Source organism: Burkholderia catarinensis (genome assembly GCF_001883705.2).
In the GTDB taxonomy this organism is placed as follows: Bacteria; Pseudomonadota; Gammaproteobacteria; order Burkholderiales; family Burkholderiaceae; genus Burkholderia; species Burkholderia catarinensis.
This window is the reverse complement of record NZ_MDEQ02000023.1, coordinates 47,458-67,866: the sequence shown is the minus strand read 5'-3', so window position 1 is coordinate 67,866 and position 20,409 is coordinate 47,458. Positions and strand designations below refer to the sequence as shown.

At 67.3% G+C, this 20,409-nt stretch carries 18 protein-coding genes; 7 read left to right on the top strand and 11 right to left on the bottom strand.

Going from position 1 to position 20,409, the window contains the following annotated elements:
* Positions 1-578 precede the first annotated feature (578 nt).
* The 4 genes from BFF94_RS29150 to BFF94_RS29135 all read left to right on the top strand — a co-directional run bounded on the left by BFF94_RS29150 (position 579) and on the right by BFF94_RS29135 (position 3,748).
* Positions 579-1,841: a hypothetical protein gene (locus BFF94_RS29150; RefSeq protein WP_219140125.1), complete on the top strand. Its 1,263-nt coding sequence runs from the start codon at positions 579-581 to the stop codon at positions 1,839-1,841.
* 129 nt (positions 1,842-1,970) lie between these two features.
* Positions 1,971-2,444 (top strand): hypothetical protein, encoded by a 474-nt coding sequence (locus tag BFF94_RS29145; protein WP_128848035.1) that lies wholly within the window; start codon positions 1,971-1,973, stop codon positions 2,442-2,444.
* A 3-nt stretch (positions 2,445-2,447) separates the two neighbouring features.
* Positions 2,448-3,140 carry a C39 family peptidase gene (locus tag BFF94_RS29140; RefSeq protein ID WP_246637447.1) on the top strand — a complete coding sequence of 231 codons (693 nt, stop codon included), beginning with the start codon at positions 2,448-2,450 and terminating at the stop codon, positions 3,138-3,140.
* Between the two features lie 8 nt (positions 3,141-3,148).
* Positions 3,149-3,748: a hypothetical protein gene (locus tag BFF94_RS29135; RefSeq protein ID WP_219140116.1), complete on the top strand. Its 600-nt coding sequence runs from the start codon at positions 3,149-3,151 to the stop codon at positions 3,746-3,748.
* A gap of 60 nt (positions 3,749-3,808) precedes the next feature.
* On the opposite strand, the gene BFF94_RS29130 is transcribed toward BFF94_RS29135, so the two are convergent.
* The 6 genes from BFF94_RS29130 to BFF94_RS29105 form a co-directional block, all read right to left on the bottom strand.
* Positions 3,809-5,176, bottom strand: coding sequence for a DUF3187 family protein (locus BFF94_RS29130; protein ID WP_219140115.1), 1,368 nt, complete (start codon positions 5,174-5,176; stop codon positions 3,809-3,811).
* Positions 5,177-5,499: 323 nt separating this feature from the next.
* Positions 5,500-7,167: a GMC family oxidoreductase gene (locus BFF94_RS29125; protein ID WP_128845724.1), complete on the bottom strand. Its 1,668-nt coding sequence runs from the start codon at positions 7,165-7,167 to the stop codon at positions 5,500-5,502.
* A 15-nt stretch (positions 7,168-7,182) separates the two neighbouring features.
* Entirely contained in the window at positions 7,183-8,400 is a 1,218-nt protein-coding gene (locus tag BFF94_RS29120; protein ID WP_128845722.1) for a mandelate racemase/muconate lactonizing enzyme family protein, read from the bottom strand.
* Positions 8,397-9,734, bottom strand: a complete 1,338-nt coding sequence (locus tag BFF94_RS29115; protein WP_164497754.1) for an MFS transporter — start codon at positions 9,732-9,734, stop codon at positions 8,397-8,399. The genes BFF94_RS29120 and BFF94_RS29115 overlap by 4 nt, the downstream gene beginning before the upstream one ends.
* 116 nt (positions 9,735-9,850) lie before the next feature.
* Positions 9,851-11,275 (bottom strand): aldehyde dehydrogenase, encoded by a 1,425-nt coding sequence (gene aldA, locus BFF94_RS29110; protein ID WP_219140114.1) that lies wholly within the window; start codon positions 11,273-11,275, stop codon positions 9,851-9,853.
* A gap of 404 nt (positions 11,276-11,679) precedes the next feature.
* The gene (locus BFF94_RS29105; RefSeq protein WP_128845371.1) at positions 11,680-12,618 is read right to left on the bottom strand and encodes a LysR substrate-binding domain-containing protein; all 939 of its coding nucleotides are present in this window, start codon (positions 12,616-12,618) and stop codon (positions 11,680-11,682) included.
* 222 nt (positions 12,619-12,840) lie between these two features.
* Between BFF94_RS29105 and BFF94_RS29100 the strand changes: the two genes are divergently transcribed.
* A complete protein-coding gene (locus BFF94_RS29100; protein ID WP_128845361.1) occupies positions 12,841-13,716 on the top strand; it encodes a LysR substrate-binding domain-containing protein in 876 nt (291 codons plus the stop codon).
* 176 nt (positions 13,717-13,892) lie between these two features.
* Here the strand turns inward: BFF94_RS29100 and BFF94_RS29095 are convergent, their stop codons facing one another.
* The gene (locus BFF94_RS29095; protein WP_128845363.1) at positions 13,893-14,246 is read right to left on the bottom strand and encodes a hypothetical protein; all 354 of its coding nucleotides are present in this window, start codon (positions 14,244-14,246) and stop codon (positions 13,893-13,895) included.
* Entirely contained in the window at positions 14,243-14,968 is a 726-nt protein-coding gene (locus tag BFF94_RS29090) for a hypothetical protein (protein ID WP_128845365.1), read from the bottom strand. The genes BFF94_RS29095 and BFF94_RS29090 overlap by 4 nt, the downstream gene beginning before the upstream one ends.
* Positions 14,969-15,689: 721 nt before the next feature.
* Here BFF94_RS29090 and BFF94_RS29085 point away from each other — a divergent pair.
* Positions 15,690-15,947: a type II toxin-antitoxin system ParD family antitoxin gene (locus tag BFF94_RS29085; protein WP_128845373.1), complete on the top strand. Its 258-nt coding sequence runs from the start codon at positions 15,690-15,692 to the stop codon at positions 15,945-15,947.
* A complete protein-coding gene (locus BFF94_RS29080; protein WP_128845367.1) occupies positions 15,944-16,243 on the top strand; it encodes a type II toxin-antitoxin system RelE/ParE family toxin in 300 nt (99 codons plus the stop codon). The genes BFF94_RS29085 and BFF94_RS29080 overlap by 4 nt, the downstream gene beginning before the upstream one ends.
* 175 nt (positions 16,244-16,418) lie before the next feature.
* On the opposite strand, the gene BFF94_RS29075 is transcribed toward BFF94_RS29080, so the two are convergent.
* The 3 genes from BFF94_RS29075 to BFF94_RS29065 all read right to left on the bottom strand — a co-directional run bounded on the left by BFF94_RS29075 (position 16,419) and on the right by BFF94_RS29065 (position 20,402).
* Positions 16,419-17,753, bottom strand: coding sequence for an MFS transporter (locus BFF94_RS29075; RefSeq protein ID WP_246637451.1), 1,335 nt, complete (start codon positions 17,751-17,753; stop codon positions 16,419-16,421).
* Between the two features lie 160 nt (positions 17,754-17,913).
* Positions 17,914-19,365, bottom strand: a complete 1,452-nt coding sequence (locus BFF94_RS29070) for an NAD-dependent succinate-semialdehyde dehydrogenase (protein ID WP_128847489.1) — start codon at positions 19,363-19,365, stop codon at positions 17,914-17,916.
* Positions 19,366-19,379: 14 nt separating this feature from the next.
* Complete coding sequence (locus BFF94_RS29065; protein ID WP_128847491.1) at positions 19,380-20,402, bottom strand: aldo/keto reductase; 1,023 nt, start codon at positions 20,400-20,402, stop codon at positions 19,380-19,382.
* Positions 20,403-20,409: the final 7 nt, after the last annotated feature.

The following is a 20,409-nucleotide window of genomic DNA, read 5'->3' as shown; positions in this document are numbered from 1 at the left end:
GCTTTTTTCCTGAGCCGGAGCAGGCGTCACGTCGGCGACGGGAATCCTCTTTCCCTATGAAGCGACCCGCGTTTGCGAAGGCCGACACGCACGGAAATGAACGGAAATCCGGCAGGCGCACGTCGCGTGATCATGATTGATACGTTTGCGAACGACCCGTATACGGGGTCTTTTGCCTCCTTTTGGGAAACAATTCGGCCGGATGTCCCTGTCCGACGGGCTTAGCGATCGCGATCGACTATCCGGCCGGGCCGGCTGGCCCGCGTGCCGGGATTGTCGTCCTCAAAAGTGAAACATTGTGCGTTCGTCAGGCCGGCCTTCGATAGGTCGGGCAGGTGCTTGAATACGAAAGGGATTTAACCCGCCTCTCGAGGCCCCTCCGGCGCCGTGCCGAGCGGAGCGTTACAAGGCTGAAACATAAAGCGCGCGCGGAGTCCGGCCGGGCCGGTTCGTGTTGCCCGGAAATTCGAGATCCCGTTCTGCATTCGGTCGCTTGCAGACCTGGCATTGCCAATGCATCAGGTAGCCTGGATTGGCGCAGTCAGCCAAGCCGTCCCTCGATGACTCAGGAGGATTTCATGCGCAATACATTATTGGCGTCCGCTGCGCTCCTCGCCCTAGGATGCAGTGGCTACGCAATGGCCAACCCATGCAGCAGCGATACAAGTTCAACATGCAGCCAGAAATCTGACGACGGATCGAACAGCCTCACCAACACGGTCAACTCGTCGCAGACCAGCACCACCGGGTCCAATGCCAATGAAGTCTCGCCCGGCGCAACTGTCTATCAGGATTCCTACAACACCACCAAGGTCGTCGCGATCAGCAAGCTCGACGGCTACGTGACCAACGTCCAGGTCTCTGGCATCGGCAACCAGGCGACCAACAACGGCAGCGCCAGCGGCGGAAGCGGCGGCAGGGGCGGCTACGGTTACGGCTATGGCGGGCATGGCGGCACGGGCGGCAATGGCGGCAACGGCGGCTCGGGCGGTGCGGGCGGCAGTGGCGGCAGCTCGGTCAACGGCAGCGCCACGGCCGGCAACGCTACCAATGGCGGCGCGTCGGCCGGCAACGGCAATGGTGGCGGCGGCGGCGCCGGCGGCTCGACGACAGCCAGCGCCGGGCACGGCGGCTCCGGCACGGCAAGCGGCGGCTCCGGGTCCGGCTCGGGCGGCGGCGCGCTCGCGGCGTCGGTCGGCGTAGGCGGCTATGGCAGCGGCAGCGGCTCGGGCCAGGGCTCCGGCACGGGCGCGGGAGGTTCCGGCTGGGCAAGCGCCACGACGCACCACGGCGGCACCGCGACCGCGTCGAGCGGCAGCGGTACCGGTACCGGTACCGGCACCGGTACCGGCTCGGGCAGCGGTTCGGGCGGCGCCGGCACGGCGGGCGCGTCGACGGCATCCGGCGGATCGGCGTCGGGTTCGGGCGGCGCGGCGGGCTCGGCGGGCGGCACGGGTGGCGCAGCGACGGCCAGCGCGGGCAGCGGCGGCGCAGGCGGCGCGGGCACGGGCGGCAACGCGTCGAACGGCAGCTCGACGTCGATGGCTAGCAACGGCAGCTCGACCGCAGGCAACGGCGCGGTCGGCGCGGCAGGCGCCATCGGTGGTGCGGGCGGCGCAGGCGGTACCGGCAACGGTGGCATCGGCACCGGCGCGGTCGGCGGCACGGGCGGCGCAGGCGGGACCAACGTCGTCGACGCGGGGACGTTCAACATGTCCAACACGATGACGAGCGTCGGACAGACCGCGGCGGGCATCATGGTCGCCAACCAGAACAGCGGCATGGCGTCGTTCGTTCAGCAGGCTGTGACCGTGCAGGCGAACCTGACAGTCGGACGTTAGAACGACAGGCGGGTCCAGGTGAGTCGTGCGAATCGCCGTGGGACGAAGCCTGTCCCACGGCGATCACGCCGACGATGCTCCCTGCGCGTGCGGTCCGGGCGGACCGGCGCAGGGCCCAAGGAGACAGCCATGCGAATCCGCAACGCAGTTTCGATGGTGATATTGCCTGCGCTGCTGCTGTCGGGCCTGACCGCCCGCGCGGCGGCCGACGGGCAGCGAGACGCGGCCATCGATGCAGCCGTCGCGGCTGCGTCAGGTTCCCTGCCTGCCGCGCTGGCCGGCCCGGACGCGGTTGCGTCCACGACCGGGGCCGGTGTGGCACGGCCTGCCGGCGACACGGTGGCCGGGCGCGAAGCCGGCTTCGGGGTCGCGATGAGCGCCGACCAGCTCGACGCGCACCGGGGCGGCGATGTGCTGATCGGCCAGAACACCCTGACCGGCACCGTTTCCGACAACGTCGCGAACCGGGTTTCGACGGGCTCGAATTCGATTGCCGACGGCTCGTTCTCGAATTCGAGCGGCTTGCCGACGGTCATCCAGAATACCGGCGCGAACGTGCTGATCCAGAACGCGACGGTCCTCAACGTGCGGTTCGGGAATTGAGCGATGAGACCTTCCGCGGCCGTGTGGATGGCGGCGCTCGCGTGCATGTTGGCCGTGCCGGCGGCGCGGGCGGACGAGATGACCGTGGTCGACCCAACGGGGGCCGGCTACGCGATGCACGTCACGAGTCTCAAGGAAGCGCGTTTCAAGCGAACCGTGAAGCAGCAGTACGACTTCAGTTGCGGGTCTGCCGCCGTCGCGACGCTGCTGACCTATCAGTATGACTATCCGATGACCGAACAGACGGCCTTCGCGCAGATGTGGGAGAACGGCAATCAGGACAAGATCCGCCGGCAGGGTTTCTCGCTGCTCGATATCCGGCGCTTTCTGGAAGCACACGGCTTCATCGCGGACGGCTATGAGCTGCCGCTTCAGACGCTCGCGAAGACGCACACGCCCGCGATCGTGCTGATCACCGAGCACGGCTATCACCATTTCGTCGTCGTGAAGGGGCTGCGCAACGGGCGGGTGCTGGTCGGCGATCCGGCCACCGGCACGCGGCCGATGTCGCAGGCGAGTTTCGAGCAGAAATGGGAGGACCATGTGATCTTCGTGATCCACAACAAGCCCGAGCTCGCGGCGTTCAACGACCCGCGCGACTGGCGCGTCGCGCCGAGCGCGCCGCTCTACACCGGGATCAACCGCGACGGCCTTTTCAACGTCGTGGTGCCCAAGCATGGTCCAAGCGACTTCTGAGTACTGCCATGAGATCAGCAAACGCAAGGAAGGCCCGCATTGCCGCGATGGTGTGCGGCGCGCTGGCGGCCACGAGCGCGGTGGCGATGCAGGACGGCGCGCCGGCCGCGGCCGGCGAGTGGGCGGCGCAGGCGAATAGCGGTGCGCCGGCGTCGGCATCCGATGACGCGCAGGACGAACACAACTGGCGGGCGGGCGGTGCGCTCGCGCTCAGCGACGCACGTCTCGACGCGATGCGCGGCGGCTTCGACATGCCGGACGGCCTGAAGGTGTCGTTCGGCGTGTCGCGTGTCGCGTTCGTGAACGGCAACCTGGTCGCGTCGACCAGCTTCAACATCCCGGACATCAGCCATATCACCGCACAACAGGCGCAGGCGCTGGCGGCCGCGAACGCGGGTGCGCTGCTTCAGGTCGGCCCCGGCAACGCCGCGCAGCCCGGCGTGTTGCCGGCGCTGACCGGCGCCGTGATCCAGAACACGCTGAACAATCAGCACCTCCAGGCGCTGACGACGATCAACGCGACCGTCAACACGCTGTCGGCGTTCAAGAACCTGAACATCATGTCGACGCTCAACAACGCGCTGACCGGTGCGCTGCCGGGTCGGTGAGCGGGTCGATGAGCGGGCGTTGCCGCACGCCGGGGGCAACGCCCGGCGTGCGGCACGCGCTCAGAACGCGATCGGCATGCGCAGCGTCATCGCCACGTCCGGCGTGTCGCGCGTGAGGCCGGCGCCGATCGACAGGTTCAGCGTGGTTTTCGGCGACAGCCGGTACGAGTAGCCGATGAGCAGCGTGCCGAGGATCACGCGCACGGAGCTCGGCACCGTCTGGCCGTTCTGTTGCGTCGGCATCACGATGCTCTGGTCGTAGCCGAGGCTCACCGACGCCTTCTCGTTCAGCGCGAGGCCCATGCCGATGTTGAAGCCCCAGATGTCGCCGGGCTGCACCTTGCCGAGGAAATCCTTCTGTCCGTTGCGGATCGTCAGGCTCAGGTTGTCGCGGCCGAAGCTGTGCAGGTAGCTGACGTTGCCGAAGAACACCACCGGGTCGGACGGGAACAGCCACGTGAGGCCCGGCTGGACCGCGTAGAAGCCGGAGCCGGTCGGCTGTTCGAGCGGCAGGCCGGTGCCGGTGGCATTGCCGACGCAGCGCGTGACGCAGTCGGTGACGACGTCGAAGGGGCTCTTGCCGGTGGCGGTCTTGAAGCGGAGCCAGCCGATGTAATAGAACTTGTCGGGGCCGCCGGTGTTGAACTGGTAGCGCAGCGTCATTTCGACGTCGCCGATGTTGTGGCCGTGGCTGTTGAACGCGTTGTCCTGCGCTGTGCCGGTGAAGATCTCGCGGCTGACCGTGTCGGTCGTCGAGTACACATACGGGACGCGGATTTCGAATTCCACCCGGTTGGTGATCCCGTAGCGCGCCGCGACCGCGGCCGTCAGCACGGTCGTCTTGACTTCCCGCACGTCGATCAGGCCGATCAGCAAGGCCGGGATGATCGTATAGCCGACGAGGGCGACGCGGTCCGACGACGAATAGCTGAACTGGAACGACGGTTCGATCACGAGCTTGTGCTTCGGCGTCAGCACGCCGGGCTGATCGAAGATCGGCGCGACCGGCGGCGGCGCGGTTTCCGGCACGGGGGCCTGGCCGACCGGCTGCGCGGGAGGCGGGGCGGCCGCGGCGGCGGATGGCGCGTTGCCGGCCGTGCCGCCTGCCGCGCCGGTGGTGTCGGCTGCGCCGCCGGCATCGGCCTGTTGCGCGGCGGCACCCGTGTCGCCCGTGCCGGCGCCGCGCTTGCTCGCGAGCTCGCGGATGTCCAGCGCCCGGCTCAGGCGGGAGAGATTCGTTTCTTCTTCGGCAAGCCTGCGCTTGAGCGCATCGAGTTCTTTCAGGTGGTGGTCGACTTCCTGGCGCAGCACGGAAATGTTTTCCTGCGTCGACTGGGCGTCCAGCGACTGCGCCAGCACCTCGGCTTGAAACAGCAGCACGCTGGCATAGGTGATGGCACGGATGGTGCGGAATGGCATCGGTTTCACGGTGCGTCTCCGAGGGCGAAATCGCCCGTCATCCGGGAGGACTTCCTGCGCGACGTAGGGCAAGAAATGGGGAGCGCCGTTTGAATGAACCCGGCAGGCGGCGAACGCCGCTGCCGGGTGGCCGCTCTTGTGGCGACGCATGCACGTTCCATATATCAGGACCCTCGTTCAGGCAGGCCTTCAGGACTAACCGGACAAACCCTTGGCCGCGTACGGCGCGCGATACGAACCGCGCTGATTCGCGGGGGCTTTCCGGGAAACTGAATGCATGTTTCGCGCCTGTGGCGAGCGCCGTGTTTCTGGGTCCGTGCACGCGCCGCGCGTCAGTGAGCGGCAGTCTCGCGTCCGTCCGCCCGGGCCGCCGCCGTCTCGCCGCGCCGCGCATCCGCCAGAATCAGGTCCGCGCCTTTCTCCGCGACCATCATCGTCGGCGCGTTGATGTTGCCCGACGTGATGTTTGGAAACACCGATGCATCGACGATCCGCAGCGCCTGCAGCCCGTGCACGCGCAGCGACGCATCGACAACCGACGTCGCCGCGTCCGGCCCCATCGTGCACGATCCGCACAGGTGGTAGATCGAACCCGACTGCTCGCGGAAGTACTGCAGCATCGCTTCGTCGGAGTCGACCTGCGGCCCCGGCGAGATTTCCTCGACGGTCATCGATTTCAGCGCCGGCGCACGCATCAGCGCACGGATCACCTTGCTGCCCTGCACGGCCTCGTCGAGATCCTTCTGCGTGGTGAGCGCGTTGATGTGGATCTTCGCGGCATCCTCCGCGCGGTTCGACGCGATCTCGATCGTGCCGCGACTCGTCGGCCGGCACGGATTGAATGCGATCAGGAATCCGGAATACGGTTCGGGCTTGATGCTCGCGCGGTCGCTCTTCGGAATCCGGTACGACAACGGGTTGAAGTAGAGCTGCAGGTTCGGCTCCTGCGCATCGGCCGAACCGCGGAAGAAGCCGCCGGCCTGGTTCACGCTCATCGCGAGCGGGCCGCGCTTCGTCAGCAGGTAGCGCAGCCCGATCTTCATCTTGCCGAGCAGCGTGCCCATCTCGTCGTTCAGCGTCGGCCGGTTCGCCTTGAAGTAGAAGCTCACGCACAGGTGGTCCTGCAGGTTGCGGCCGACGGCCGGCAGCGCATGCACGAGCGGCACGCGCCGGCGCGCGAGCAGCGCCGGATCGCCGACGCCCGACAGTTGCAGCAGCTTCGGCGTATCGACCGCGCCGGCCGCGAGGATCACCTCGCGCGCGGCGACGAGCGTCTCGTCGCCCTGTTCGCCCGCAACGACCACGCCGGTTGCGCGCGTGCCGTCGAACGTCACGCGCCGCACGAGTACGCCGGAACGCAACGTGAGGTTCGCGCGAGTCAAAGCGGGCCGCAGGTACGCGAAGCTGCTGGAGCAGCGCTCACCGTTCTTCGTGTTCAGGTCGTAGATGCCCGCACCTTCGAACTTCGCGCCGTTGAAATCGTCGGTGCGCGGCAGGTTCAGTTGCCCGCAGCCCTTCAGGAATTCGTGGACGATCGGATGCACGTCGGCTTTCATCGACGTGATGTGGATCGGCCCCGTCGAGCCGTGATGCCGCGGATCGGTCGCGCCGGCCGCATGGGTTTCGAGCTTGCGGAAGTACGGCAGCACGTCGTCGTACGCCCAGCCCGGATTGCCCGCGTTCGCCCAGTCGTCGTAGTCGCCGCGCTGGCCGCGCACGTAGACCATCGCGTTGATCGAGCCCGATCCGCCGACTACCTTGCCGCGCGGGCAATACAGCTTGCGGTCGGCGAGCTGCGCTTCGGGCTCGCTGTAGTACATCCAGTTGTAGCGGCGGTTGTAATAGGTCTTCGTGAAGCCGACCGGCACCTTGAACCAGAACGACGCGTCGCGCTCGCCTGCTTCGAGCAGCAGCACCGAGTGCCGGCCCGACTCGCTCAGGCGGCTCGCGAGGATGCAGCCGGCCGAGCCCGCGCCGACGATGATGTAGTCGTAGCTCATGTCTGTCCTTTGCGCTCAGCCCTTCGCGGGGGCGAGATCCTTCACGTCGACGGGTTTTTCGCCCATCTGCAGGTGCAGCCGCTGGCCCGTGTACGGCGTGTGACGGCGCACGACGTCCATGTCGAGCTCGATGCCGAGGCCCGGCTCGTTCGACGGGATGATGTAGCCGTCTTCCCAGCGGATCGGCGTCTTCACGACTTCGGCATGGAAGCCGCCCCACGTCATGATGCTTTCCTGGATCAGGAAGTTCGGCGTGCACGCCGCGAGCTGGATGCTCGCGGCCGCGCCGATTGGCCCGTTGTACAGGTGCGGCGCGATCTGCGCGTAGTGCACTTCGGCGAGCGTCGCGATCTTCTTCGCTTCGAGCAGGCCGCCCACGCGCGCGACGTTCAGTTGCAGGATCGATGCGCCGCCCGCCTGCAGCAGCTTGTGGAATTCGTACTTGGTGGTCAGGCGCTCGCCGGTCGCGATCGGAATCGACGTGTGCTTCGCGACTTGCGCGATCGCCTCCTCCTGGCCGGGAGGAACCGGCTCCTCGAACCACAGCGGGTCGTATTTCTCCAGCCGCTTCGCGAGCCGGATCGCCGACGACGGCACCATCTGCCCGTGCGTGCCGAACAGAAGGTCGGCCTTGCTGCCGACGGCCTCGCGCACCTTGCGGCAGAACAGCTCGCAGCGCTCGAGCACGTCGAGCGACAGCTGGTGGCCCGAGTAAGCGGTGTACGGGCCGGCCGGATCGAACTTGACGGCGGTGAAGCCGAGCTTCACGTTCTCGGCCGCGCATTCGGCCGCGAGGTCGGGATCGTCGTAGTCGTATTCGCCGTTCGCGTTCTTCGGATACAGGTACGTGTACGAGCGCAGCCGCTCGTGGATCCTGCCGCCGAGCAGTTCGTACACGGGCTTGCCGGCGGCCTTGCCGACGATGTCCCAGCACGCCATTTCCAGCCCGCTGACCACGCCCATCATCGTGAGGTCGGGCCGCTGCGTGAAGCCGCTCGAATACGCCTGGCGGAACAGCCGCTCGACGTGGTGCGGATCCTGGTTCAGCAGGTGGCGTTCGAACACGTCGTCGATGATCGGGCCCATGGCCTTCGGGCCGAACGTCGCCGAATAGATCTCGCCGACGCCTTCGATGCCGCAGTCGGTCTTCAGCTTCACGAAGATCCAGTACATCCCGCCGACATGCGGCGGCGGCACGGCGACGATATGGGTTTCGAGCGAAACGATCTTCATGCGGACTCCTGGATGCGGTTGAGGCGGGTTTTGAGGAACGCGGCGGCGCCCGCGCCGCAGAGCGCGATCGCCGCGATATAGCCGAAATAGAGCTGGTAGCCGTGCGCGCCCGGGTAGGCCTGCGTCACGTAGCCGTTGATCAGCGGCACGAACACGTCGGGCGAATAGCCGAGCACCGAGATCAGGCCGATCGCGAGGCCCGCGCAATGCGTCGGCACCTTGCAGTCGTCGAGCAGCGACCAGTACAGGCCGCGGATCGCATAGGTGAGGATGCCGATGAACAGCACGAGCACGACGAGCATCGCCTGCGGGCTGTGCGGCGGCGCGGCGATCAGCCCGACCAGCGACAGCGCGGCGAGCACGAGCGCCCAGAACAGCACGGAGACTTTCGACACGCGATCGCCGAGGAAGCCGCCGCCGATGCCGCCGATGGGGCGCATCCACAGCTTGAGCGTCGTGATGAAACCGGCCGCCGTCGCGCTGAGCCCGAAATTGCCTTCGTGCAGGTACGCCGAGAAGCTGTAGGTCGCCCAGAACACCTGGTAGCCGCAGAACACGATCGCCGCGACGAGCCACAGCTCGGGGATCGCCGCGAGCGTCTTCAGGTCGGTCAGCACGTTGCCTCGGCGGTCGCTACCGGCGCGGCGCTTCGTGGCTGCCGCACGGTCGCCCGCGCGCGCCGGATCCTTCACCAGCGCAAGCAGCACGCCGAGCGCGATGCAGAAGAACGCGTACAGGTGCACGACGAGCCTGAAGCCGGCCGCGTCGGTGCCGCCGTGCGCCTGCGTCACGTACGCGAACAGCGTGATCGCGATCGTCGCGAGCAGCGCCTCGACGAGCCCGCGGCCGCCGTCGAGCAGGCCGAAGAAACGGCCCTGTTCGTCAGGGCCCGCGATCATGTTCACGCGCTTGATCACGGCCGCCCAGAACGTGAGGCCGGTGGTCAGCCCCCAGCCGCCGAAGATCAGCACGAGCATGTTGAACGACGGCCCGGTCGCGTAGAGAAGCCCGAGCGCGCCCGTCGCGAGCAGCGAGAAGCAGATCAGCCAGCGCGGCGACAGGCGGTCGGCAAGCCAGCCGCTCGGCAAATAGCTGACGAGGAAGATCGTGCCGAGCGACGAGTACAGGTAGCCGAGCTGCACGTCGTCGATACGGAAGAACTGCAGCATCGTCGGCTGGTACACCTGCCGCAGGTACAGCATCGGGTAGATCGCGCCCGCGGCGATCACGAGCAGCAGCAGTTGCAGGTAGCGCTGCGCGCGCGAATCGCGCGATGCGTGTGCGTCGTCGTGCAACGCGAGCGACGCGGCGGGTGTCGACGGTTGGGTCGGCATGATGTCTTCCTCCATCAGACTTCCTTCAAGCGGAGGTCTGCAGATTTGTTTTGTGTTTGATCGGATCGGGGGCGGCGCGCGCGGCGTGGTGTCGGGATGCGCGCGCCGGTGTTGCGTCAGTACTTCATGACGACGAGGCGCGTCTGCGTGAATTCGAGCATCCCGTGCTTGCCGTCGTCGCCGCCGAGGCCCGAGCGCTTCCAGCCGGCGTGGAAGCCCTGGTACGGATCGGCCGGCGTGCGGTTCACGTACAGCTCGCCCGCCTCGATCGCGTTCGCGACGGTCAGTGCGGTGCGGTAGTGCTCGGTGTAGAGCACCGACGACAAGCCGAACTGGTGGTCGTTCGCGAAGCCGATGGCTTCGTCGATCGTCCGATAGCGCAGCACGGGCATGACCGGGCCGAAGGTTTCCTCCTGCACGATCTCCATGTCCTGCCGGCAGTTCGTCAGCAGCGTGGCCGGGTAGAAGAAGCCGGGGCCGTCGGGGATCGCGCCGCCGGTTTCGAGCGTCGCGCCGGCCGCGATCGCGCGTTCGACCATCCCGTGGATGTGCGCGCGCGCCGATGCGCTGACGAGCGGGCCCATGTTCGACGGATCGGCCGCGCGGTTGCCGCTGCGTACCGCGCCCATCTTCTCCTTCAGCAGCGCGACGAAGCGGTCGTGCACGCTGTCGTGCACGTACACGCGCTCGATCGCCGTGCAGAGCTGGCCGCAATGGGTCGTCTTCGACGCGACGAGCGCGGCGGCCGCGCGTTCGAGATCGGCGTCGGGCTCGATGATCGCGGGCGTCTTGCCGCCGAGTTCGAGCGACGGCTTCGCGATGTTCGCCTTGCAGTAGTCGAGCACCTTGCGGCCCGCGTTCACGCTGCCCGTCAGCGTGATCATGCCGACCGCCGGATGCGTGCACAGCGCCTCGGCCGTCGCGTGGTCCATCGTCAGGATGTTGACGACGCCCGGCGGGAAGCCGGCCTCATCGACGGCCTTCGCGATCTCGAACGCGGACACCGGTGTGTGGTTGCTCGGCCGCACGACCACCGTGTTGCCGGCGATCAGCGCGGGCGCGACCTTGCGCAGCAGCGTGTAGACGGGGAAGTTGAACGGGATCAGGCATGCGACGACGCCGATCGGCTCGCGCTGCAGGAACAGGTTCTCGTCGGGCGTGTCGCTCGGGATGATCTCGCCCTCGATCCGGCGCGCCCATTCGGCGTGGTAGCGCGTGATCTGGCCGGCGTAGACGGCTTCGTTCGACGCGTCCTCGACGCTCTTGCCGGATTCCTGCGCGAGCGCCGCACCGATCTCCGGCGCGCGCGCGGTCAGCGCGTCGGAGAGCTTGTGCAGGAAGGTCGCGCGCTCGGCGCTCGGCAGCTTGCGCCACGCCTTCTGCGCGGCGGCCGCGGCGTCGACGGCGGCGAGCGCCGCGGCCGGCGTCGCGGCAGGCACACGCGCGAACGGCGCTTCGGTGGCGGGATTGTGGACGACGATGAACGCGTCGCTTTCCGCGACGACGAAACGGCCATTCACGTAGTTGCGTTCGGTGCGCATGAAGAGTCTCCTCCGATGGGTGCGGGCGGATCGCTTCGGGCGGCGAAACGCGCGTCACGGGACAGAGGCCATTCTGTTCATGCGTTTAGCGCACGACAAACGACTTATTTTCGTGTCGGGCATGAGAAAAATGCACGTTACTCGGCGAGCCGGCCGGAATTGCCCGTCCGGCAAGGCCGGTGCGGCGGCAGCGGGACGGGATGCGGAGGCGGCCCGGCCGCATTTTCCGACGGGTCCGATTGCGGACGGGCGCGGGAGCCGGCAAGGTGTCGCCCGCGGCCGCCGGACGACGCCGATCGGGCCGGATCGCGCGCCAGGGCCGGTTCGCGCTAATAAGGGGCCAGCCCCGCGAATGAATTCTCCAGACAAGGGGGCGCGAGCCCGTTATTGGCGTGCACCGGCCGCTAGGCCAGCGGCACCTGCGGCAGCGGCGACGACGGCTCGAGGTGACGCTTCGCGAGCCACACTTCCTGCTGCAGCCAGTCGCGGAACTGCACGATGTGTGGCAGGTTCGTCTGCTCGGGCCGCGTGACGAACCAGTACGACTGGTGGCCGTCGACATGCACGTTGAGCACCTGCATCAGTTGCCCGGCCGCGAGCTCGCGCGCGACCATGTGGCGGTCGGCGATCGTGATCCCGAGGCCGTCGATCGCCGCGCGGATCGCATGATCGAGCAGGTCGAATTCGTAGCCGCCGCGCGTGTCGACGTCGGTGATGCCGGCGGCCTTCAGCCAGTGTTGCCAGGTCAGGTAGCGCTGGTCGTCGGTCGCAAGCACGTGCAGCAGCGTGAAGCGGTTCAGGTCGATCGGCGCATCGTCCTGTCGCAGCCGCGCGACCAGTGCGGGCGCGCAGACGGCAATATGCTGCTCCTGCATCAGCAGCGCGTTGTCGAAGCCGTCCCATTCGCCGTCGCCGAACCGGATCGCGCAGTCGAGCACGCGCGATTCGCCGAGGCTGTCGTGAATGCGGGTGGTCAGGCTCAGCTCGAATTCGGGATACGCGTCGCGCAGCCGGCCGAGGCGCGGCATCAGCCAGCGCGTGGCAAAGGTGGGCGGCACGTTCGCGCGCAGGCGGTTCAGGTGGGTTTTTTCCTGCAGGCTGCGCACGGTCAGCTCGATCTTGTCGAACGATTGCTGCAGCGCACGCAGCAGCACGCGGCCGGCCGCGGTCAGTTCGAGCTGGTGATGGCGGCGCTCGAGCAGGGTTTCGCCGAGCTGGCCCTCGAGCTGGCGAACCTGGCGGCTCACCGCGCTCTGCGTCACGTTGAGCAGTTCGGCCGCGCGCGTGAAGCTGCCGGTGCGGCCGGCCATCTCGAAGGCTTTCAGCGCATTCAGCGCCGGCATCTTGCGTCTCACGGGGCGGTGTCGTCGTTGGTGCGGGATGTTTATTGTAGGCGGGAGGCTGGCGGGGCGGGGACGAGGAAGGCGATGGCAGGCGGCGGCCGGAACCGCGCGCACCGGACATTGGGGTTTTCACGGCCTGCCGGGCGGCGCGCTTTTCTGCCATAAAACTGCCCGCAAGCTCGCCGGCGCGGCCGGCAGTCATACCCAAGAGGAAGAAACACCATGCGACGCCTGCCATCGTTGATCGCGCTGCGATTTTTCGAGGAGACCGCGCGTCATCTGAGCTTCAATCGCGCGGCGGTCTCGCTGTGCGTGACGCAAGGCGCGGTGAGCCGGCAGATCCGGCTGCTCGAGGAAGCCCTCGGCGCGCGGCTGTTCGAGCGCGATCACAAGGGCGTGCGCCTGACCGATGCCGGCCAGCGCCTGCTGCCGTTCATCGGACAGGCGTTCGACACGATCGAGCGCGGCGTCGGCGAAGTCGCCGCCGCACGGCCGGGCGCGAAGCGGCGCCTCACGGTGTCGCTGCCGCCGACGTTCGCGACGCAGTGGTTTTCGCCGCGGCTCGGCACGCTCGCGGAGGCGCTGCCCGATGTCGAGCTGTCGATCCGCACGGAGCCGGCCGACGATTGCCATTGCTACATCCGCTTCGGGCGCGCGGCGCGGCCCGGCATGCAATCGGAGCTGCTGATGATGGAGCGGCATGCGCTCGTCGGCGCGCCGCGCTATCGCGGCGATGCGCTCGACGTGCTGCTCGGCCGGCTGCCGTCGCTGCATGTGCTGCATGAAGGCAAGCGCCTCACGCTGTGGGCCGACTGGTGCGAGCAGGCGGGCGTGCCGTTGGCGCGGATCGGCGACGGTATCGAGTTCTCGACGCTCGAACAGGCGATCCGCGCGGCGCGCAAGGGCGCGGGGCTCGCGGTCGTCGACCTGAACATGATCGAGGAGGAGATCGGCGAGGGCAGCCTCGTGCGGCTGTCGCCGGTGCAGCCGATCGGGCCGTTCGGCTATTGGCTCGATGTCGAGCCGGAGAGCGTCGCGGTCGAGCATGTGCTCGCGTTTGCCGCATGGTTGCGGGAGCAGGCGGCGAGGAGGGGGTAGGGGCGATGGCGTCGACGGTGAGACGCGGCTGACTTGTCCGTAGCAACAATCGGTTCAGTCCGCACCTGTCCTGCCGTGCCCGCGGCTTCGGTATCTGTCAACGATCGTTACCGGGAACGGCGATCGGCGCGGTCGTTGTCGAATCGGGCCATGCGGTTTCTTTCCGTCGCTGCCGGTCATGAGTCGGGGTCCAGCCCGAAGTGCGTGAGTGTTTCCCGGCGAGCCATGGCTTCCGCTTCGGCATCCGTGATGATGGGCAACTGGCACTTCGACAGATCGATGCGCCCCACGTTGAAGACGGCTCGTCGCGGCGGGGATGTGCGAACGGCGGCGGCCCATGCGTCGTGCTCGAGCGCGGATTTGCGCATGACGCGAGCCAGGCTGTGATGGAGTTCGCGTGTGACGAACGCGTCAAGGAGTTGGCGGGCTTCCGAAAGGCGAACCGGACGATGCTTGCTCATCGGGCGGCCGCGCCTCGCCGTGGGCCGCGCAATCCGGAATCCGGCGATCGGCGTGTGCTTTGCGTTCATTCGTAGATCCCCTTTTCGATCAAGTATTTCTGCAACGTCTGCACGCACTTGCCGTGCGGTGTGACGTCGAATGTCATCCAGCGATGTGATCCGGCGACGCGCCAGAATTCTCGCCCGAATCGCGTCTCGTAGAGTGCACGCAGCGACCGAAGCGACCCGTCGGCCAGACCGGCCGGGTCGCCCTGGAAATATTGAAACAGTGCCGCTTCGTCGCCATGCCTGTCGGGAATGGGGGCGTCGAAGCCGAGCCGTGGCCACGCGTAGTATCCGAACAGCCGGCGCCCGCCGGGCTTCGGTGCGGCCTTGCGGCCGCCCGCTGCAAGTGCGCTGATCCGGGCGATCCCCAACATATCGCATGCTCGTACGATTCGCCACAGCATGGCCGCCCCGAGTCCGGCGATTGCGTGATCGACGAGATCGATGGTGCCGAGTTCGAGTGCGGACACGTCCGATTTTCGAAAGACGGATACGCGATTTTCGGATCGGATCAACGTGGGGTGCGTGATGCTGAAAGTCAGCCTGTTCGCACTATCGACGTACGCTTGAATCTCCGACCCGGCAGGTGCTCCGCACAACGAAACGAGCAGTGCGTCGGGAACGTTGCCGTCCACGCCGAGCAACGCGGAGATATCTAGATCGTTTCGATCGACCTCGAGCCGATCGTCGAAGTACGTCGTTTCGTACGGCAGGACATGGCTGAGATCGACACGCTGGGCGGGCATGACCGTGAGCGATGAGTGGAAAGCGCCCAGCTTATCGATGCGAATCCGTCTCGCCGAGTCCGCCGAACGGCCAGTTCGCGAGTGCGCAAGCCGCTCGTCCCGCCCGCCTCACGACCAGTCGAACGTCCGCAGCGCAACGCGGCTGGCCGGTTCGTAGAACAAAATAATCCAGTCCGCGCCCATCGCGCGATATTCCCGGCCGGTCACGCCGGCGACGAAGCGCAAGCGCGCGCCGTCGGGGCCGATCGGCTGGATGTCGTCCGGGTCGCTGTCGTCGACCGGAACGTCGGAGGTGCCCGACCAGTTGCCCCGGTCGACTGGCCCGCCGAGCGGGTCGACGAGGTTGCACGGTTTTTCCCGGCTGAAATCGCGCGCGGCCGGCGCGAACCGGTGGGACGAGTAGAGCCGGCCGTGCTAGGCGAACACGTCGGAATCGGACGGGTAGGCCTTCCGGCCGGGATGTGGCGTGACGATGTCTTCGATCATGATCGGCGTTCGCACGGCGAGGGTCCCGCAAGGGCTACACGAGCGTGCGCGAAAACCGGATGAATGCCCGGTGGCGCCGCAGCCTGCCGGAAATGCGTTCCGTCCCGTTCCGTTCTGTCCGCCCGATCGGCAGCGAAAGCATGCGCGCCGATTCGTCTGGAGATCGCCTTCTTGATAATAGTTGATAACCGGGATACGCTTCATGGATCGAATTCAATGCGGTCGGGAGGTCGACATGATCAGTGCGGAACTGGGCCAGCAACTGGAGGCTTACGTCGCGAAGCTGGTCGAATCGGGGCGCTACGGGTCCAAGAGCGAGGTGCTTCGGGAAGGCGTGCGCCTGATCCAGGATCGCGAGGCGCAACTGAATGCGCTGGACGCGGTGATCGCGCGCAGCCTGGCCGATGCGGAAGCAGGGCGCGGCGCCGATGCGGCGGAGGTGTTCGATCGCCTCGAGGCGAAGTATCGGGCTCAGGCGGATCGTCAGGCATGATCGTCCGCTTGTCGGACTTCGCGATTGCCGAGCTCGAAGCGATTGCCGATTACATCGCGCGCGACAACCCGCAACGGGCCGTGACTTTCGTGCGGGAGATTCGCGACAAGTGCCTTGGCCTTGCCGGGATGCCGCTGGCGTTTCCGCTGGTGCCGCGCTTCGAGCGCCACGGCGTGCGGCACCGCGTGTACGGCAACTATCAGATCTTCTATCGGGTCGTCGGCGATCCGCCGGCGCGGATCGACATTCTTCATATCCTGCACGGCGCGCGGGATTACGCGTCGATGCTGTTCTGAGCGATTTCGCGAATCCCGTCTCGCCGGGAATGCGATCAGCCTCTGGCCCGAATGCACGAACCCGGCCTCGGCCGGGTTCGTTCAAATCGCGTTCCGTATCGTCGCGGCGTATCAGCGACGCATCGATGCGCAAACCTCGAGCATGACGAGGCAGGCATGAAGCCCGCCTCCGTCATCAATGCCCCGACGCCTCCTCCAGCGTCAGATGCTTCGTCTCCGGCGCCCACGCGATCGACACGATCATCCCCACCAGCAGCACGCCCGCCAGCGCGAACATCGTCGCGTGAAAACCGAGCGTCGTGATGCCGACCGGCAGCAGGAACGTGCCGATCGCCGAACCGAGCCGGCTGCACGCGATCGCCAGGCCGACGCCGCTCGCGCGCACTTCGGTCGGGAAGCACTCGGGCGGGAACACGCCGACGAGGTTGCTGAACGCCGACATCGTCAGCGTGAAGATCGCGAACGCGACGATCATCGCGATCGCCGCCGACGACGGCAGCACCGCCAGCGCGACGAGCGACGCGCACGTCACCGCGAACGAGCCGATCAGGAAGCCGCGCCGCGACAGCCGGATCGTCATCCAGATGCCGATCAGCGCGCCCAGCACGAGGAATGCGTTCAGCAGCAGGTCCGCGCCGAAGCCTTCGGCGAGGCCGATCGTCTTCAGGATCGTCGGCAGGAACGTGTAGATCGCGAAATACGGAATCACGAGGCACACGAAGAACGCGCAGTTGAAGATCGTCCGGCGGATCAGGTCGCGCCGGAACAGCCGCGCGAAGCCCGAATTCGCATGCGGCTCGGCCGAGCCGTCGAGCATCACGTGCGGCCCGAAATGCTTCGCGACGATCGCACGTGCTTCCTGCACGCGGCCCTTGCCGAGCAGCCAGCGCGGCGATTCGGGCGTACCGATCCGCAGCACCAGCACGATCAGCGCGGGCAATGCGGCCGACGCGAGCAGCCAGCGCCATGCGTCGGGCGCGGCGTCGCTGTATGCGAGGCCGAGCACGTTCGCGGCGACATAGCCGATCGTCCAGATCACGCTGAACGAACCGAGCAGCGCGCCGCGATGCTTGCGCGGCGAGAATTCGGCGAGGATCGCATGGCCGACCGTGAAGTCGCCGCCCATCCCGAAGCCGATCAGCACGCGCAGCACGCACAGTTCGAGCGGCGACGTGACGAAGAATTGCGCGAACGCAGCCGCCGTGATGATCACGAAGCTCGTCAGGAAAATCTTCTGCCGGCCCATCCGGTCGGACAGCCAGCCGAACACGAGGCTGCCGAAGAAGATGCCGATCAGCGCGGAACTGCCGATCATCCCCATCCAGAATGCGTCGATCGGCATCTGCCGGTCGAGCGCGGCGAGCGCGTAGCCGATCGTGCCGAGCGTGTAGCCCTCGGTGAAATGCGCGCCGAACGTCAGGCCGGCGATCTTCACGTGGAAACGGTTGAGCGGCACGTCGTCGAGCGCGACGGGGCGGTGCGGCGCGTCGGCGCCGCGCGGGAGCGGCAGGGCGTGCGCCGTGCCGGATTGGACGTTGGCTTGAGTCAAGCTGCCTCCAGGATTGTTATGCGTGATGCAGCGGCGCGCGCAGGCGGGACGCCGCCGCGAGAGCCGTGCGAGGCGCCGCGCGGCCGGGCGGCGCGCGGCGCGGATCGACCGCGGGGGGCGGTCAGCGGCCGAGGCCGGCCATCAGCGTGTACTTGAGTTCCACGTATTCGTCGAGGCCGTACTTCGAGCCTTCGCGGCCGAGCCCCGATTGCTTGACGCCGCCGAACGGCGCGACTTCGGTCGAGATGATCCCGTCGTTGACACCGACCATCCCGCTTTCCAGCGCACCGGCCACGCGCCACGCGCGGCCGAGGTCGCGCGTGTAGAAATACGCGGACAGCCCGAACGGCGTGTCGTTGGCCGCGGCGACGGCTTCGTCCTCGGTCGCGAAGCGGAAACAGCCGGCGACGGGGCCGAAAGTTTCCTCTTCGGCGATCAGCATGTCCTGCGTCATGCCGGTCAGCACGGTCGGCTCGTAGAACGTGCCGCCGAGCGCGTGACGCTTGCCGCCGGTGAGCGCGTGCGCGCCCTTCGCGGTGGCATCGGCCACGTGCCGCTCGACCTTGCCGAGCGCCGCTTCGTTGATCAGCGGCCCCTGGTCGACGTCGCCCGCGAGCGCGTTGCCGACACGCAGCGTGCGCACGGCGTCCGCGAGCTTGCGCGTGAACGCGTCGTACACACCGTCCTGCACGAGGAAGCGGTTCACGCACACGCACGTTTGCCCGGTATTGCGGAACTTCGACGCGATCGCGCCAACGACTGCCGCATCGAGATCGGCATCGTCGAACACGATGAACGGCGCGTTGCCGCCGAGTTCGAGCGACAGCTTCTTCAGCGTGTCGGCCGACTGCTTCGCGAGCAGCTTGCCGACCCGCGTCGAGCCCGTGAACGACAGCTTGCGCACGACGGACGAACTCGTCAGCGTCTCGCCGATCGCGACCGCGTCGCCCGACACCACGTTGAACACGCCGGCCGGCACGCCCGCGCGCTCGGCGAGCACCGCGAGCGCGAACGCCGACAGCGGCGTTTCCTCGGACGGCTTCAGCACCATCGTGCAGCCGGCCGCGAGCGCGGGGCCGGCCTTGCGCGTGATCATCGCGAGCGGGAAATTCCACGGTGTGATCGCCGCGACGACGCCGACCGGCTCGCGCGTGACGACGATCTGCGAATTCGGTTTCGGACTCGGGATCACGTCGCCGTACATGCGCTTCGCTTCTTCCGCGAACCATTCGAGAAAGCTTGCCGCGTATGCGACTTCGCCGCGCGCTTCCGCGAGCGGCTTGCCCTGTTCGCGCGTCAGCAGCTCGGCGAGCGCGTCGCGGTGTTCGAGCATCAGTTCGCCCCAGCGCTTCACGCGGGCGCCGCGCTCCTTCGCGGTCAGCTCGCGCCACGCGGGAAACGCACGGGCGGCCGCATCGATCGCGCGTTGCGTGTCGTCGGCGCCGCCTTTCGCGACCTTCGCGATGGTCTCGCCGGTTGCGGGATTCAGCACCGGGTAGGTCGCGTCGCTCGCGTCATGCGATTCGTGCCATTCGCCGCCGATGTAGTGGCCGGTTCTCAGAAATTCATTCATCTCGTTTCGTTCCTTCAGTCTGCCGCGAAGCTGCCCTGTGCCGGCCGCGACACGCGCGCGATGCGCTTGCCGGCCGTGTAGTCGTTGATCAGGTCGCACGGCGTGTAGTTGCGTTCCAGTTCGTGCAGCTCTTCTTCGGTGAGCCGCGTTTCGAGCGCGCCGAGCGCGCTGTCGAACTGGGCGACGGAATCCGCGCCGACCAGCATGCTGGCGATGCCGGGACGGCTCAGCACCCATGCCTGCGCGATCTGCGCGGGCGGCACGCCGCGCCGTTTCGCGACCTTCGCGACCGATGCGGCGATCGCGAGCGACGACGCGTCGCCGTACATCTGCGTGGTGAAGAAGTCGGTCTGGTTGCGCGTCGATTGCGGCTCGCAGGTCAGGAGGCCGCGCGCGAGCGGGCTGAACACCGATACGCCGACGCCCTGGTCGATGCAGTACGGCACCATCTCGCGCTCCTCCTCGCGATACGCGAGGTTGAGCTGCAGCTGCATGTTGATCGGCTTGTCCCAGCCGTTTCGTTCGCATGCCTGCATGATCTTCGCGAACTGCCACGTATACATCGTCGATACGCCGATGTAGCGCGCCTTGCCCGCGCGCACGATGTCGTGCAGCGTGCTCATCGTTTCCTCGACGGGCGTGTTCACGTCGAAGAAGTGCAGCATGAAGATGTCGACGTAATCCGTCCCGAGGCGCTTCAGCGACCCGTCGATGCCGTCGAGCACGTGCTTGCGCGAATGGCCGCCCGCGTTCGGATAACTGCCCATGTCGTAGCCGACCTTGGTCGTCACGACGAGCTCCTCGCGGCGCGCGTTGCGCTTCAGGATGCGGCCGACCACTTCCTCGCCGACGCCCGTCGAATAGAAATCCGCGAGATCGATGAAGTTGACGCCGGCGTCGAGCGCGCGGCGCACGATCGGCTCGCTCTGCGCTTCGTCGAAGATCCACGGCTTCCATTCGGGCGTGCCCATGTTCATCGTGCCGAGACACAGGCGGGACACCTTCAGGCCGGACTGGCCGAGGCGGACGTATTCCATGTTTCCT

Coding starts and splice junctions, on each gene's coding strand:
- BFF94_RS29065 (WP_128847491.1), bottom strand. CDS start 20,402: ATGGAATACGTCCGCCTCGGCCAGTCCGGCCTGAAGGTGTCCCGCCTG.
- BFF94_RS29100 (WP_128845361.1), top strand. CDS start 12,841: ATGCGACGCCTGCCATCGTTGATCGCGCTGCGATTTTTCGAGGAGACC.
- aldA (WP_219140114.1), bottom strand. CDS start 11,275: ATGCGCACCGAACGCAACTACGTGAATGGCCGTTTCGTCGTCGCGGAA.
- BFF94_RS29140 (WP_246637447.1), top strand. CDS start 2,448: ATGAGACCTTCCGCGGCCGTGTGGATGGCGGCGCTCGCGTGCATGTTG.
- BFF94_RS29120 (WP_128845722.1), bottom strand. CDS start 8,400: ATGAAGATCGTTTCGCTCGAAACCCATATCGTCGCCGTGCCGCCGCCG.
- BFF94_RS29070 (WP_128847489.1), bottom strand. CDS start 19,365: ATGAATGAATTTCTGAGAACCGGCCACTACATCGGCGGCGAATGGCAC.
- BFF94_RS29105 (WP_128845371.1), bottom strand. CDS start 12,618: ATGCCGGCGCTGAATGCGCTGAAAGCCTTCGAGATGGCCGGCCGCACC.
- BFF94_RS29095 (WP_128845363.1), bottom strand. CDS start 14,246: ATGAACGCAAAGCACACGCCGATCGCCGGATTCCGGATTGCGCGGCCC.
- BFF94_RS29150 (WP_219140125.1), top strand. CDS start 579: ATGCGCAATACATTATTGGCGTCCGCTGCGCTCCTCGCCCTAGGATGC.
- BFF94_RS29090 (WP_128845365.1), bottom strand. CDS start 14,968: ATGCCCGCCCAGCGTGTCGATCTCAGCCATGTCCTGCCGTACGAAACG.
- BFF94_RS29115 (WP_164497754.1), bottom strand. CDS start 9,734: ATGCCGACCCAACCGTCGACACCCGCCGCGTCGCTCGCGTTGCACGAC.
- BFF94_RS29125 (WP_128845724.1), bottom strand. CDS start 7,167: ATGAGCTACGACTACATCATCGTCGGCGCGGGCTCGGCCGGCTGCATC.
- BFF94_RS29145 (WP_128848035.1), top strand. CDS start 1,971: ATGCGAATCCGCAACGCAGTTTCGATGGTGATATTGCCTGCGCTGCTG.
- BFF94_RS29135 (WP_219140116.1), top strand. CDS start 3,149: ATGAGATCAGCAAACGCAAGGAAGGCCCGCATTGCCGCGATGGTGTGC.
- BFF94_RS29085 (WP_128845373.1), top strand. CDS start 15,690: ATGATCAGTGCGGAACTGGGCCAGCAACTGGAGGCTTACGTCGCGAAG.
- BFF94_RS29080 (WP_128845367.1), top strand. CDS start 15,944: ATGATCGTCCGCTTGTCGGACTTCGCGATTGCCGAGCTCGAAGCGATT.